The sequence below is a fragment of the Geodermatophilus dictyosporus genome, from assembly GCF_900115505.1.
Taxonomy (GTDB): domain Bacteria; phylum Actinomycetota; class Actinomycetes; order Mycobacteriales; family Geodermatophilaceae; genus Geodermatophilus; species Geodermatophilus dictyosporus.
The window spans coordinates 297,705-311,806 of the sequence record NZ_FOWQ01000001.1 but is presented as its reverse complement, the minus strand read 5'-3'; the positions used below and the strand labels follow the sequence as shown (position 1 = coordinate 311,806).

The following is a 14,102-nucleotide window of genomic DNA, read 5'->3' as shown; positions in this document are numbered from 1 at the left end:
GGCTGACGCACGTCGCTGCGGCCGGGCCCCCGGGCCCGGCCGCAGCCGCACCACCGGCGGCCGGGCCCCGGCCGCCTCCTCCTCCCCCGAGCGGTCCCCCGGCTCGGTCCCCGGCACCGAAAGGGCGCGCACCGTGGCCACCCTCGACACCGCCCCCTCCTCCCCCGCCCTGCTGCCCGGGGCGCCGGCCCCGACCGGTGAGCCGTTCAACGCCGCCGAGTGGCTGGTCACCCGCAACGCGCGGGCCACCCCCCACCGCCGCGCGATCACCGCGATCGACCTCGACGGCAGCGTCCGGACGCTGACCTACGCCGAGCTCGACGAGGCCGTCCGCGCCGTCGCCGCTGCCCTCGTCGCCGCCGGGGTGCGCCCGGAGGAGCGGCTGCTGCTGTGCATGGGCGACTGCCCCGAGCTGCTCGCCGCGTTCCTCGCCGGGCTGCGCATCGGGGCGGTGCCGGTACCGGTGAGCACGATGCTCAAGCCCAGGGACATCGCGGTGCTGGCCACCGACAGCCGCGCCCGCGTGGTCGTGCTGAGCTCGGAGTTCGCCGCGCTCGGCAGTGCCGTCGCCGGCAGCCGCGACCTCACCGACGTCGTCGTCCACACCACCGGGGCGCTGCCCGAGGTCCCCGGGGTCCGCGTCCGGACCTGGGCGGAGTTCACCGCCGCCGGCGCGGACTTCGCCGAGCAGGTCGCCGAGCCCTACCCGACCGTGGCCGACTCCCCCGCGTTCTGGCTCTACACCTCCGGCACGACCGGCACGCCCAAGGGCGCGATGCACCGGCACGGCTCGCTGCGGGACACCGCCGAGACCTACGCGCGCGACGTGCTGGCGATCGGCCCGGACGACGTGACGTTCTCCGTCGCCAAGTTCTTCTTCGCCTACGGCCTGGGCAACACGCTGACGTTCCCGTTCTCGGTGGGGGCGAGCACGGTGCTCGACCGCTCCCGGCCCGGTCCCGCCGGCACGCTGCGGGTGCTCCGCGAGCAGCGCCCGACGCTGTTCTTCGCCGGCCCCACCTACTACGCCGCGCTGCTCGCCGCCGGCCTGCCCACCGACGCCTTCGCCTCCGTGCGCGCCTGCGTCTCCGCCGGCGAGGCGTTCCCCGCCGCGCTGTTCGAGCGGTTCACCGGCACCTTCGGCGTGGAGATGCTCGACGGCATCGGCTCCACCGAGATGCTGCACATCTTCATCAGCGGCCACCCCGGCCGGACCCGCCCCGGCTCCACCGGCGAGCTGGTCGCCGGCTACGACGCGCGCATCCTCGACGACGACGGGCAGCCGGTCCCCGACGGCACCCCGGGCAACCTGTGGGTGCGGGGCTCCTCGGCGGCCACCGGCTACTGGTCGCGCACCGCGGTGACCCGCCGGGTGTTCCAGGGCGAGTGGGTGCGCACCGGCGACACCTACGTGCGCAGCGCCGACGGGTACTACAGCTCCCTGGGCCGCACCGACGACATCATCAAGGCCGGCGGGATCTGGGTCTCGCCGACCGAGGTGGAGGAGCGGCTGCGCGCCCACGACGACGTCGCGCAGGTCGTCGTCGTCTCGGTGCCCGACGAGACCGGGCTGGACAAGCCGGTCGCCTGCGTCGTCCTCGTCCCCGGCGCCGCCGCGGGCCCCGACGACCTCGTGGCCTGGTGCCGCGACGGCCTGGCCGCCTTCAAGCGCCCGCGCCACATCGTCGTGTTCGACGAGCTGCCCACCACCGCCACCGGGAAGCTGCAGCGCTTCCGCATCCGCGAGCTCGCCATCGAGCGCCTCGGCGGCGCCGCCAAGCCCGACCTCACGCCGATCACCGGGGGCCCTGCGTGACCGCGACCGACGTCCTGACCCCGGAGCACCCGGCGGCGGCGGGGCGGGAGGTGCACGTCGACCTGCTCGTCGTCGGCGCCGGCCCCGCCGGGCTCTACGCCGCCTACTACGCGGGCTTCCGCGGCCTGCGCACCGCGGTCGTCGACAGCCTCCCCGAGCCGGGCGGCCAGGTGACGGCCCTCTACCCGGAGAAGCTGATCCACGACGTCGCCGGCTTCCCCGGCGTCAAGGGCCGCGACCTGGTCGCCGACCTCGTGCAGCAGGCCGCCCGCTTCGACCCGGTGTACGTCCTCGGCGAGCAGTCGGAGACGCTCACGAACGAGGCCGGCGAGCGCCCCCGGGCCGGGGACCGGCTCGTCGTCACCACCGACCGGGGCACGCGGGTGCACTGCGGCGCCGTCGTCGTCACCGGCGGGATCGGCACCTTCACCCCGCGGCCGCTGCCCGGCGGCGACCGGTGGGAGGGCCGCGGGCTGACCTACGTGGTCAGGGAGCTGGCCGCGCACGCCGGCCAGGACGTCGTCATCGTCGGCGGCGGGGACTCCGCGGTCGACTGGGCGCTCGCCCTGGAGGACGTCGCGGCCTCGGTCACGCTGGTGCACCGGCGCCGGCAGTTCCGCGCGCACGCCGCCAGCGTCGCGGACGTGCAGCGCGGCCGGACCGTCGTCGTGACCGACGCCCAGGTGAGCGGGCTCGAGGGCGACGACCGGCTGCACACCGTGCACGTCCGGGCCAAGGACGGCACGGTCACCCCCCACCGCGCCCAGGCGATCATCGCCGCGCTCGGCTTCACCGCCGACATCGGGCCGCTGGAGCGCTGGGGCGTCGACACCGCCGACCGCAGGATCGTCGTCGACACCGCCATGCGCACGAACGTGGCCGGCGTCTACTCCGCCGGCGACATCACCGAGTACGCCGGCAAGGTGCGGTTGATCGCCGTCGGGTTCGGGGAAGCCGCCACCGCGGTGAACAACGCGGCCACCTACCTCGACCCCGACCAGCCGCTGTTCCCCGGGCACAGCAGCGACGACCCCGCCGGGATCGGCGCGGCCGCGTCCGCCTGACCCACCCGACCCCAGCCAGAGGAGCCCCCGTGCCCTACGTCATCGGCGCCGAGTGCATCGACACCACGGACATGTCCTGCGTCGAGGAGTGCCCGGTCGACTGCATCTACGAGGGCGACCGCAAGCTCTACATCAACCCCAAGGAGTGCATCGACTGCGGCGCCTGCGAGCCGGTCTGCCCGGTGGAGGCCATCGCCCAGGACCGCCGGGTCACCGACGAGAACGAGCCGCACATCGCCGACAACCGGCGCTTCTTCGTCGAGATCCTGCCCGGCCGCGACGCGCCGCTCGGCAGCCCCGGCGGCGCGTCCAAGGTGGGCAGGATCGGCGTGGACACCGAGCTGGTCGCCGAGGGCTCCTGACCCCGCCGGGGGCCGGCCGGACCCGGAGGGAGGGGCAGCCGTGCGGGTGGTCCTGACGCTGAGCTCCGAGCAGCAGGCCGTCGCCACGGAGGCGCGCGCGGCCGAGGAGGCGGGCTACGACGGGATCGCCACCGGCGAGCACCTGTTCTTCCACAGCCCGCACCCGAACGCCTTCGTCGCGCTCGCCGCCGCCGCCGGTGCCACCAGCCGCATCCGGCTGCTCAGCTCGCTGACCGTGCTGCCGCTCTACCCCGCAGCGCTGGCCGCGAAGCTGGCGACGACGCTCGACCAGGTCTCCGGCGGCCGCTTCGACATGGGCGTCGGCGTCGGCGGCGAGTACCCGCCGGAGTTCGTCGCGGCCGGTGTCGACGTCGCCGAGCGGGGGCCGCGCACCGACGAGGCGCTGGACCTGCTGCGCCGGCTGTGGGCCGGCGGCCCGGTGGAGCACGCCGGCCGGCACGCCCGGGTCGAGGGCCTGGCGCTCTCCCCCGGCCCGGTCCAGCCCGGCGGCCCGCCGCTGTGGCTCGGCGGCCGCAAGGCGCCGGCGATCCGGCGGGCCGGCCGGTTCGCCGACGTGTGGATGCCCTACATGTACACACCCGAGCAGCTGGCCCGCAGCCTCGCCGAGGTGCGCGAGGCCGCCGAGCGGGCCGGCCGCGACCCGTCCGCCGTCCGGGGTGCGGTCTTCTGCTGGGGCGGGGTGGACACCGACGCCGACCGGTCACGCCGGGAGGTCGTCGAGTGGGTGAGCGCGGTCTACCAGCAGGACTTCGCCCCCCTCGCCGACCGGTACCTGCTGCACGGCGACCCCGACCGGGTGGCGGCACGGGCGCGCGAGTTCGCCGAGGCGGGCGCGGACACGCTGGTGTTCTCGCCGGTCGGCGCGGGCGACCGCCGGCGGGAGGGCGTCGGCCTGTTCACCGAGGCCGTCCTCCCGCGGCTGGCCGCCGCCGGCTGACCGGCGGTCAGCCCTCCCGGACGACGACCCGCGGCGGCAGCGGGTCGGCCGACAGCAGCGCCACGAGGTCGGCGCGGCGGTCGCGGACGGCGGCCTGGTTCACGTAGCCCTTGTCGGTGATCTCCCCGGCGTCCAGCCGGGCGGGCTCGGTGAGCACCAGCACCCGCTCGACGCACTGCGAGGAGCCGCCGCCCCGGGCGGCCAGCCGGCGCAGCGTCGCCGCCAGCTCGGCCCGGAGCGAGTCCTCGGGCACGCCGTCGGCGTCCACCCGCGCCGCGTGCTCCGGGTGCAGCCACACCATCGCGGTCACGCAGTCGCCGTCCTGGCCGCAGACCACCGCGTCGGTGAGCAGGCCCTCCGACGCCGACAGCAGCGCGGGCCGCAGCGTGCCGACGCTGACGAAGGTGCCGGTGGACAGCTTGAAGTCCTCGGCGATCCGGCCGCGGAAGACCAGGCCGGCGGCCGGGTCGTCGGGGTCGGCGAGCGCGACGGCGTCGCCGGTGCGGAAGAAGCCGTGCTCGTCGAAGGCGGCCGCGGTGAGGTCGGGACGGCGGTGGTAGCCCGGGGTGACGTTGGGGCCGGTGACCCGGACCTCGGTCTTCTCCCCCACCGGCACCAGCGCCAGCTCCACGCCGGGCAGCGGGACGCCGAGGACGTCGCTGCGGGTGATCGGGAAGTGCGCACTGGTGGCCGCCGGTGCGGTCTCGGTCAGCCCCCAGGAGGTGGTCATCGTCATGGTCGCCCCGTGGTCGGCGGCCAGCTTCTCCAGCCGGTCCCACAGCTGCTGGGGCAGCGCGGCGGCGGCGAAGAAGCCCAGCCGCAGCCGCTCGAGGAACGCCCGCGCCGCCGCCGGGTCGCGCTCGAGCAGCGGCAGCAGCGCGGCGTAGCCGGCGGGCACGTTGAGGTACAGCGTGGGGCGCGCGTCGGCGAGGTTGCGCACGGTGCGGCCGACCAGCGCCGGGGCGGGCCGGCCGTCGTCGATCCACAGCGTGCCGCCGTTGGCCAGCACCATGCCCAGGTCGTGGTTCCCGCCGAAGGTGTGGCTCCACGGCAGCCAGTCGAGCAGCACCGGCGGCTCCACGGCGAGGAACGGCCACACCTGGCGCAGCTGCTGCTGGTTGGCCATCAGCATGCCGTGGGTGTTGAGCACGCCCTTGGGGCTGCCGGTCGACCCCGAGGTGAACAGGATCTTGGCCACGTCCTCGCGGCGCAGCCCGGCGCACCGCCGGTCCACCTCGGCCGTCGGGTCGGCGCCGAACTCCGCCGGCATGACGGAGCCGGGCAGGTCGCCGTCCCGGCTGAGCACCGGCCGGTCGCCGGCGACCGCCGTGACCGCCGCGGCGAAGGTCGCGTCCTCGGCGACGACGAGCCCCGGCTCGACCAGGTCGGCCATCGCGCGGAGCTTGCCGTGGTCGGCGCTCTGCAGCGAGTAGGCGACGCTGGTGGGCACCACCGGCGCGCCCACCGTCATCGCCGCCAGCGCGACGACCAGGTGCAGCCGGCTGTTGCCCGAGAGCACCAGCACCGGGCGGCCGGCCAGACCCCGGTCGAGCAGGCCCTGCGCGATCCGGTCGGCCTGCGCCCGGGCCTCGCCCCAGGTGAGCTGGGCCCACTCGCCGTCGGCTCCGCGCTCGGCGACCAGCAGCCGCCCGGGGTGCTCCTCGGCGTGCCGCCGGAACTCGTGCACCACGCTGGCCGGGTGCCCGGCCAGCGGCTCGGCCGAGCGCAGCAGCAGGCGGCCGTCGGGCAGCCGCTCGGACTCGATCCGCGGGGCGGCGAAGGTCGCGCTCCGCGCGGGGACCGGATCGGGCACGTCCACCCTCCCTGTCGCAGGTGTGATCCGGACCATACGACCTCGGTGCCGTCAGCCGGGCCCGCTCGGGCGGCGGGCCACCAGGGCGAGCGCGCCCGCGCACAGGAGCACCGACCAGCCGAGCTGGACCGCCAGCCACAGCGGGGTCGGCCCGCCGGAGACCAGGGCGGCGGCGAGCGGCAGGCTGCCCACGAGCCCGACGTCGACACCCTGCACGAGCGTGGCGCCCACCCCGGTGGGCAGCGCACCCATCGGCGTCGACACCACCGGCCCGGACCAGTCGACCTCCGGGCGGAACGCGCCCCGCAGCGCGGCTGCGGCCCAGGCCGGGGCCGTGGCGGCGCACAGCCCGGTCCACAGCGCCGGCGTCCCGCCGGCCACGCCGATCAGCAGGCCGGTCAGGGTGGTCACCACCGCGAGCACGGCGAGGGGCACCACCGCCCGGGCGACGGTGACACCGGCGGCCGACAGGGGCAGCAGGCGGTCGAGCGCGGGGACGAGCTGGGCCTGCCGCGCCGGGTGCCCGGCCGCGACGGCCGCCAGTGCCCACCCGGCCGCGCACGCGCCCCACACGGCCACCGGCAGCGCGCCCAGCCCGTCGGTGCGGGCGACCAGCACGGGCACCGCGACGGCGACGGCCACCTGGCCGAGGTGCCACGGCGAGCGGCCCAGCGCGGTGCGGTCGGCGGCGACCACCGCCTGCCAGGCACCGGCGACGCGGGGGAAGCGCCGGCCGCGCCGGGGCTCGCGGGGGCTGCGGGCGGCCAGCGCCCGGCCCAGGTCCCGGGTGTCGAGCGAGAGGGCCGACGCCGACGCGTACTGCGACGTGGCGCCCAGTGCCCGCAACTGCCCGGCGCCGAGGCGCCCGAGGCCGGCCAGCGCGCCGGCCAGCAGGAGGACGGCTGCGGCTCCCGGCAGCACCGCCCAGCCGGCCGGCAGCCCGGGCAGGGGCGGGAGCTCCCCACCGCCGGTGGCCGCCAGGACGGTGGCCGACCCGACCGCCGCCGCGGCGAGGCCGACGGCCACCGCGCCGGCGACCGGTGCCGCCCGGCCGCCGCCTCCGCGGGTCTGGCCGAGGGCGACCGCGCCGACCAGGGCGGCCGCGGTCCCCGCCGTCCCGGCCAGCACGGCGGCCACGCCGCCGAGGGAGGGGGCGTCGGTCAGCGTGAGCGCCAGTGGCAGGGCCGCCACGGCGGCGGTGCCGGCGACGGCCGCGACGACCCGGCCCAGCTCGCCGCGCAGCAGGTCGCGCCGGCCGGCCGGCAGCGGCAGCCACCACGCCGCGGCCGCGGGGGTGCTGCTGACCGGGCCCAGCCGGTCGAGGGCGACGACGAGACCGGCCAGCGCGAGCACCGCGGCCAGCGCCGCGGTGACCCCGGCCGGCAGCACGGTGGCGGTGGCCGGGGCGCCGGCCAGGGTGACCCGCTCGCGCAGCGAGGCCACCGTCCCGGCGAGGACGGCGACGCCGATCGCCACCGAGACCAGGGACCCCCAGGCCTCGGCGAGCCGGGCCGCCACGGTGGTGTCGGCGCGGGCCGCCGTGGCCCGGCGGGTGAGCCGCCGGACCGCGGCGCCGGAGAGCTCGGCGTCCCGGTCGGCGAGGACGGCTGGCGGCGCGCTCACAGCGCCGGCAGGAGGTCGGCGGCCGAGGCCGGGTCGAGGCGCGGGCAGGCGTCCTCGTCGAGCAGGAGGACGTCGTCGGCCACGGCCCGGAGGAAGTCGGCGTCGTGGCAGGCGAACACCACCGCGGCCCCGTCGTCCCGGAGCCGCGCCAGCCGCCCGGCCAGCCGGGTGCGCATCCCCGCGTCGAGCCGGCGCTCGGGCTCGTCGAGCACCACGAGGCGGGCCGGCCGGACCAGTGCGGCGGCCAGCGCCAGCCGGCGGCGCTGCCCGGAGGAGAGCCGGGAGGGCAGCGCGTCGATCCGGCCGGTCAGCCCGAACGCGGCCACCTCGGCGTCCACCACCGCCTCCGGGTCGCGCACCCCGTGGCCCCGCGCGGTCAGCAGCAGGTGCTCGCGGCCGGTCAGCGAGGGGAAGAACGCCTCGTCGTCGAGCACGCAGGCCACGTCCCGGCGGACGTCGGCCCGCCGCTCGTCCACCTCCCGGCCGGCCAGGGTGACCGTGCCGGCCAGGGGCGCCAGGAGCCCGACGAGCGTCTGCAGGAGCGTGGACTTGCCGGCGCCGTTGGCCCCGACCAGCCCCAGCGCCCGGCCCGGCGCCACGGCGAGGTCGACCGGCGCGCAGACCGGCTCGGTGCCGTGGCCGACCCGCAGGTCCCGCGCCTCCAGCAGTGCGGACCCGGGCGTGCGGTCAGTCGGCACGCGTCCCGACGGTGATCAGCCGGACGGTCTCCGGCAGCGCCCGCAGCGCGGCCAGCAGGTCCGGGGGCAGCGCCGCGCTGACGTCGGTGACCGCGTACCCGAGCTCGCCGCGGGTGGCCAGCACCTGGCCGTCGACGTTGAGCCCGTGCTCCCCGACGAGGGCGTCGACGCGCGCCAGCACGCCGGGCACGTTGCGGTGCAGCAGCGCGAACCGGGCGGCCGACGACCCGTGCAGCGCCACCGTCGGCAGGTTGACGCTCAGCGTCGTCGTCCCGGCGCCGGCGTAGTCGGCGAGCTTGCCGGCCACGAAGCGCCCGATGTCGTGCTGCGCCTCCTGCGTCGACCCGCCGACGTGCGGCGTGAGGATGACGTTGGGCAGCCCGCGCAGCACGGAGGTGAAGGCGTCGCCCTGCTCGCGCGGCTCGTCGGGGAAGACGTCGACGGCGGCCCCGGCGACGTGCCCGCTGAGGACGTGGTCGCGCAGCGCCTCGTGGTCGACGACGAACCCGCGGGAGAGGTTGAGGAACAGGCTGCGCCGGCGCATCCGGGAGAACTGCTCGGCGCCGAAGAGACCCGCGTTGCCGGCCCGCCCGTCGACGTGCAGCGTGACGGTCTCGGCCCGCTCGAGCAGCTCCTCGAGGGTGTCGCAGCGCTCCGCGTTGCCCAGCGCGAGCTTGTCCTCGAGGTCGTAGAAGAGCACCCGCATCCCGAGGGCCTCGGCGAGCACCGACAGCTGGCTGCCGATGTTGCCGTAGCCGACGATGCCCAGCGTCCGCCCGCGGATCTCGTGGCTGCCGGACGCCGACTTGTCCCACGTCCCGGCGTGCAGCGCGCGGTCCCGGTCGACCAGCCGCCGGGCCAGGATGATGATCTCCGCGATCGCCATCTCCACCACGCTGCGGGTGTTGGAGTACGGCGCGTTGAACACCGCGACGCCGGCCTCGGCGGCCGCGCGCAGGTCGATCTGGTTGGTGCCGATGCAGAAGGCGCCCACCGCCGCCAGGCCGGGCCGCCGGCGCAGCACGTCGGCGGTCACCTGGGTCTTCGACCGGATGCCGAGCACCTCGACCCCGTCGAGCGCGGCGACGAGGTCGTCCTCGTCCAGCGCTCCGCGCACCGACTCGGTCTCGTAGCCGGCCGCCCGGAGCAGCTCGGCCGCCACCGGGTCGATGTTCTCCAGCAGCAGGGCTCTGCGCCTGTCCAACGACGTCCTCCTCGGAGCGGGGCGGCCGGCGAGGGAGCTCCGCGTGCCGGCCGCGCTGGCCTCCGATGATCGACCATCACCGTCGGCGGCCCGGTGCCCGGTCCGTCGTGTCGGCGTCGCCGGGGGCTCCGGGTCGTCGTCCGGACGGCGGGTCCCGGCCCGTGCGCCCAGGTCAGGGCGCCGACAGCGCCGCCGTCTCGCGCGCCTGGACGCCGGAGGCGCCCGGCCACCGCGCCGGGAACGGCGAGCCGCGGCGCAGCAGGCCGAACAGGGCGGCGCGCGGCAGCAGCCGGGCCGAGGCCACCGACGTCCGGTACAGCGCCGACGGGACGACGACGCGCCGGTTGCGCGCCAGCGCGTCCAGGCCCCGCTCGGCCACCTGGCGGGCGTCGTCGAGGGCCCAGGCGGGCATCCGCCCGATCGCGGGGCCCAGGCCGGCCAGCTCCATGAACTCGGTGGGCACCGTCCCCGGGCACAGCGCGGTGACGGCGACCCCGTGCGGGCGGAGCTCGTCGTGCAGTGCCTCGGTGAACGACAGCAGCGCGGCCTTGGTGGCGGCGTACGTGGCCATCCGCGGCATGGGCACGAAGCTCAGCATCGAGCAGACGGTGAGCACCGCGCCGCTGCGCCGCCGCACCATGGCCGGCACGAAGTGCCCGCACAGGTCCACGGTGGCCTCCACGTTGAGCCGGAGGACGGCGGTCCGGTGCTCGTCGGGCACGGTGACGAACTCCCCGGCGAAGCCCACCCCGGCGCCGTTGCACAGGATCGAGACCTCCAGCCCGAGGTCGGCCACGACGTGCGGCAGGTCCCGGCGGGCGGCCTCGTCGGTCAGGTCGCAGGGCAGCGCGTGCGCCCGGACGCCCAGCCCCGACAGGCGGCGCGCCAGCGCCTCCAGCCGGTCCCGGCGCCGGGCGACCAGCACGACGTCGCACCCACGGGCGGCCAGCGCGGTGGCCAGCTCCGCGCCGATGCCCGACGACGCCCCGGTGACGAGCGCGGTGAGGGGGTGCGTCGCCGTCGGCAGACGGCGGGTCATGGTCGGCCTCCCCGGGTCGTTCCCTGGTCCCTGCCCGTCACCCTGCCCGCAGCCGCCCCGCTCCGTCAGGGCCCTCGGGCCCCGCCGCCGGACCCCGGCGCGGGGACCGGGCGCGGCGGCCGGGCGGGTAGCGTGGTGGGTGCGGGACGCCACCGGTGCCCGCACCGTCCGCCGCGGGCGCAACGCGCCCGGGACGGCGAGGGCGCCCGGGAGGCGTCCCACCGCGGAGCGGCCGTCCGGCCTCCGCCCCCGACGTCTGGATGACCGCGTGAGCGCACCCGCCCTCGTCTTCCTCGCCCCGCCGCCGTCCGGTGGGCCGCACGACCCCGCCGACCCCCCGGTCGCCCCTCCGGCGCGTGACCGGGACCGGCAGCCGGCCGGCCCGCTGCGGATGACCCGCGGCGCGCGGCAGGCCGCCGAGGGCATGCGGGTGACCGACGCCGACGTCCAGGAGTGCCTCGACGCGCCCGACGACGCCACCCCCGACGAGCGGACACCGTCGCGGACCCACTTCCGCCGCGGCCGCCTCGTCGTCCTCGCCGCCGCCGACGGCACCGTGCTCCGGGTCGACCGCCGGCGCCGCTGACCTGCCGCGCCGGCCGCGACCCGGGCGGCGGGTGGTCAGCCCGTCCGGCCCCGGGCGGCCCCGAGGTGGCGCGCCGCGGCCTCGCCCAGCGAGGTGACGTCGACGGCGACCGTGACGATCGTGGCGCCCTCGGCGGCCCAGCCGGCGGCCTCCTCGCCGGAGGGGGCGTGCACGCCCACCGGCACGCCCGCGGCGACCGCGCGGGCGACGACCGACGACAGCACGCCGCGCAGCTCCGCCCGCCGGTCCTCCCCGGTCAGCCCCAGCGACAGGGACAGGTCGCCGGGGCCGACGTACACCCCGTCGAGCCCCTCGACGGCGAGCACCGCGTCGAGGTCGTCGAGCGCGGTCGCGGTCTCCACCATCACGATGACGAGCGGCCGGTCGGCGCCCCCGGAGAGCCGGCCGATCGAGCGTCCGCCGGCGGGGGCGTACCGGCACGCGGCGACGACCTCCCGGGCGTGGGCGGCGTCGCGCACGTTGGGCACGATCACGCCTCGGGCGCCGAGGTCCAGCGGGCGGCCGACGTCGGGGAAGGCGGGGCTGCGGGTGCGCACCAGCGGCACCGAGCCCGCGGCCGTGACCGCCGCCGCGACACCCGGCAGATCGGCCTCGGCCGCGGCACCGTGCTGCAGGTCGACCACCACGTAGTCGGCGCCGGAGCGCGCGAGCACCTCGGCGGTCACCGCGCCGGGCAGCAGGCTCCACAGGCCGTGGCAGGGCTCTCCCCCGGCCCACCGCCGCCGCAGGTCGGCCTCGCTGGTCGCCATCCCCGACTCCTCCCCGGCCGGCCCGGACGCGCGCCCGTGCACCGGCCCGCGACGATCCTGCGCGGCGGCGCGGCCGCGCGCGACCGAGGCCGCGCGACCGGGGGCGCGGCGAGACCCTTCGGCCCTCCCGCGGGCCGGCGGCGGCGCGGACCCCGACCACCGCAGGTCCGCACGCAGCACACCGAGGAGGTCACCGTGTACGTGGGAGTCGTCCACACGATCCGGGACGTCCCAGGACGTCGACCGGGCCGTCTGCCTGTGGCGCGCCCAGCGTCGAGGCGCTGCAGACGGCGCTGGACCAGCTCGCCGGGGCGTACGCGCACAACGACTGCTTCGGCGTCCAGGACGAGACCGTCATGGTCGCCGGGACCGGTGCCGCAGGCCGCCGGCGTCTGAGCCGCCGCCCGCGGGGGCGGGCCGCGGTCCGGCTCACCTCCGCGGGCGGCGCCTCACCCCTGCACGACGACGACCCGCTGCGGGTCACCGGACCGCCGGTGCAGCGTCCGCAGCGCCTCGTCGGCGTCGTCGAGCGCGAACCGGTGGGTGATGGAGCCGCCGAGGTCGAGCCGGCCGGTACCCACGAGGTCGAGCACCCGCCGCAGCGTCGTCCGGGTCCCGCCGTAGGACCCCAGCAACTGGAGCTGCCGGCGCACGAAGAGCGTCGGCGGCAGCACCGTGATCGGGTCGGCGCCCAGGCCGGCGACCACCGCCCGGCCGCCGACGCACAGTGCCTCCACGGCCTGCCCGATGGTCACCTGCGCGCCGACGAACTCCGCCGCCACGTCGACGCCGGTGCCGCCCGTCGCGGCCAGCACGGCGTCGACCACGGACTCCCGCGTCGCGTCGACCGCCACGTCGGCGCCGGCCCGCAGCGCCCGCTGCAGCTGGGCCGGGCGGGTGTCGACGGCGACCACCGGGGAGGCGCCGACCAGCCGGGCGACCTGCACCGCGTGCAGGCCCAGGCCGCCGACACCGAGGACGGCGACCGACTCGCCGGCCGCGAGCCGGGCGACGTCGGCCAGCGCGTGGAACGGCGTGACGACCGCGTCGGTGCAGATCGCGGCCTGCTCGAGCGGGATCGCGTCCGGGACGGTGGCGAGGCTCCCGGCCGGCACGACGACGTACTCGGCCAGACCGCCGTCGGTGTGGATGCCCACGATCCGGCGGTCGAGGCAGATCTCGCTGCGGCCCTGCAGGCAGGTGCGGCAGGTCCCGTCGGAGAGCACGGGGAAGACGCACACCCGCCCGCCGGGCGCCCAGCCCGTGACCGCCTCGCCGACCGCGGCGACCGTGCCGGCGATCTCGTGGCCCAGCGTGATGGGCTGGAACGCCGTCGGGGTGACGCCCTCCACGGCGATGTGCACGTCGGACCCGCACAGCCCCGTCGCGGCCACGCGCACCAGCACCTCGCCCGGGCCCGGCCGCGGCACCGGGACCTCCCGCAGTCGCAGCGGCCGGCCCACCTGCTCGAAGCGGGCCGCCCGCATGACCTCGTCCCCGGCCACGGCACCTCCCGCCCGCCTCCTCCGGCGGGTGCCGGGACGCTACGGGCCGGCGGCCGGGCCGGAGGTGCGCGCCGACGCCGGCGCAGCCGGCCCGAGCGCGTCCCCACCGTGCGTGGCCGGGGGTGGTCGGGTCGTGGCGTGGGTCGTGGCGTGGCGTGGCGTGTGTCGTGGCGTGGGCCAGGATGCCCCCGTGGACACCCCCTTCCCGTCCGTGGCCGAGCTCGCCGCGGAGGAGGACGCCCTGCAGTTCACCTCCTTCACCAACGACGACGCCTGGGACGTCGGCGCCGCGCTGGTGGCCACCGCGCGCCGCGCCGGAGCGCCGGTCGCGGTGGAGGTCAGCCGCGCCGGCCACCGGCTGTTCTCCGCGGCGCTGACCGGCGCCACCCCGGACAACGCCTCCTGGATCGAGCGCAAGACCCGGGTGGTCGAGCGCTTCGGGCACAGCTCGCTGCACGTCCGGCAGACGTGGGCCGAGCGCGGCACGACCTTCGAGGCGGGCACGGGCCTGGATCCCGCGCTGTACGCCGCGCACGGCGGCGCGTTCCCGGTGGTGGTGCGCTCGGTCGGCCCGGTCGGGGTCGTCGTCGTGTCGGGGCTGCCGCAGCTCGAGGACCACCGCATGGTGGTCGCCGCCCTGCGGGCGCACCTCGGCCGCTGAGCC

General features: G+C 77.7%; 13 protein-coding genes. 6 read left to right on the top strand and 7 right to left on the bottom strand.

All coding sequences use genetic code 11. From position 1 onward, the window contains the following. Nucleotides 1-133: 133 nt before the first annotated feature. The 4 genes from BMZ33_RS01435 to BMZ33_RS01420 are packed head-to-tail and all read left to right on the top strand — an operon-like array spanning nt 134 to nt 4,200. The gene (locus BMZ33_RS01435; protein WP_169063743.1) at nt 134-1,816 is read left to right on the top strand and encodes a benzoate-CoA ligase family protein; all 1,683 of its coding nucleotides are present in this window, start codon (nt 134-136) and stop codon (nt 1,814-1,816) included. Then, the gene (locus BMZ33_RS01430; protein ID WP_091107031.1) at nt 1,813-2,880 is read left to right on the top strand and encodes an NAD(P)/FAD-dependent oxidoreductase; all 1,068 of its coding nucleotides are present in this window, start codon (nt 1,813-1,815) and stop codon (nt 2,878-2,880) included. The genes BMZ33_RS01435 and BMZ33_RS01430 overlap by 4 nt, the downstream gene beginning before the upstream one ends. A gap of 29 nt (nt 2,881-2,909) precedes the next feature. Beyond that, complete coding sequence (gene fdxA / locus BMZ33_RS01425; protein WP_091107029.1) at nt 2,910-3,242, top strand: ferredoxin; 333 nt, start codon at nt 2,910-2,912, stop codon at nt 3,240-3,242. Nucleotides 3,243-3,282: 40 nt separating this feature from the next. Next, nucleotides 3,283-4,200, top strand: a complete 918-nt coding sequence (locus tag BMZ33_RS01420) for an LLM class flavin-dependent oxidoreductase (RefSeq protein ID WP_091107027.1) — start codon at nt 3,283-3,285, stop codon at nt 4,198-4,200. Between the two features lie 7 nt (nt 4,201-4,207). On the opposite strand, the gene BMZ33_RS01415 is transcribed toward BMZ33_RS01420, so the two are convergent. The 5 genes from BMZ33_RS01415 to BMZ33_RS01395 all read right to left on the bottom strand — a co-directional run bounded on the left by BMZ33_RS01415 (nt 4,208) and on the right by BMZ33_RS01395 (nt 10,577). Beyond that, nucleotides 4,208-6,013, bottom strand: a complete 1,806-nt coding sequence (locus BMZ33_RS01415) for a feruloyl-CoA synthase (protein WP_169063742.1) — start codon at nt 6,011-6,013, stop codon at nt 4,208-4,210. 51 nt (nt 6,014-6,064) lie between these two features. After that, a complete protein-coding gene (locus tag BMZ33_RS01410) occupies nt 6,065-7,636 on the bottom strand; it encodes a DUF6297 family protein (protein WP_091107024.1) in 1,572 nt (523 codons plus the stop codon). Then, nucleotides 7,633-8,334 (bottom strand): ABC transporter ATP-binding protein, encoded by a 702-nt coding sequence (locus tag BMZ33_RS01405; protein WP_091107021.1) that lies wholly within the window; start codon nt 8,332-8,334, stop codon nt 7,633-7,635. Before BMZ33_RS01405 ends, BMZ33_RS01410 begins: the two co-directional genes overlap by 4 nt. After that, nucleotides 8,324-9,538 carry a phosphoglycerate dehydrogenase gene (gene serA / locus BMZ33_RS01400; RefSeq protein ID WP_091107019.1) on the bottom strand — a complete coding sequence of 405 codons (1,215 nt, stop codon included), beginning with the start codon at nt 9,536-9,538 and terminating at the stop codon, nt 8,324-8,326. The genes BMZ33_RS01405 and serA overlap by 11 nt, the downstream gene beginning before the upstream one ends. 172 nt (nt 9,539-9,710) lie before the next feature. Further along, nucleotides 9,711-10,577 (bottom strand): SDR family NAD(P)-dependent oxidoreductase, encoded by an 867-nt coding sequence (locus tag BMZ33_RS01395; RefSeq protein ID WP_169063741.1) that lies wholly within the window; start codon nt 10,575-10,577, stop codon nt 9,711-9,713. A 268-nt stretch (nt 10,578-10,845) separates the two neighbouring features. Here BMZ33_RS01395 and BMZ33_RS22920 point away from each other — a divergent pair, with 268 nt between their 5' ends. After that, complete coding sequence (locus tag BMZ33_RS22920; RefSeq protein WP_169063740.1) at nt 10,846-11,163, top strand: hypothetical protein; 318 nt, start codon at nt 10,846-10,848, stop codon at nt 11,161-11,163. A 35-nt stretch (nt 11,164-11,198) separates the two neighbouring features. Here the strand turns inward: BMZ33_RS22920 and BMZ33_RS01385 are convergent, their stop codons facing one another. Together BMZ33_RS01385 and BMZ33_RS01380 are read right to left on the bottom strand one after the other, a co-directional pair. After that, complete coding sequence (locus BMZ33_RS01385; RefSeq protein ID WP_091107013.1) at nt 11,199-11,933, bottom strand: HpcH/HpaI aldolase family protein; 735 nt, start codon at nt 11,931-11,933, stop codon at nt 11,199-11,201. Between the two features lie 449 nt (nt 11,934-12,382). Next, nucleotides 12,383-13,438: a zinc-dependent alcohol dehydrogenase gene (locus BMZ33_RS01380; protein ID WP_091107011.1), complete on the bottom strand. Its 1,056-nt coding sequence runs from the start codon at nt 13,436-13,438 to the stop codon at nt 12,383-12,385. Nucleotides 13,439-13,628: 190 nt separating this feature from the next. On the opposite strand from BMZ33_RS01380, the gene BMZ33_RS01375 reads away from it, so the two are divergent. Then, complete coding sequence (locus tag BMZ33_RS01375) at nt 13,629-14,099, top strand: heme-degrading domain-containing protein (RefSeq protein ID WP_091107010.1); 471 nt, start codon at nt 13,629-13,631, stop codon at nt 14,097-14,099. Nucleotides 14,100-14,102 lie beyond the last annotated feature (3 nt).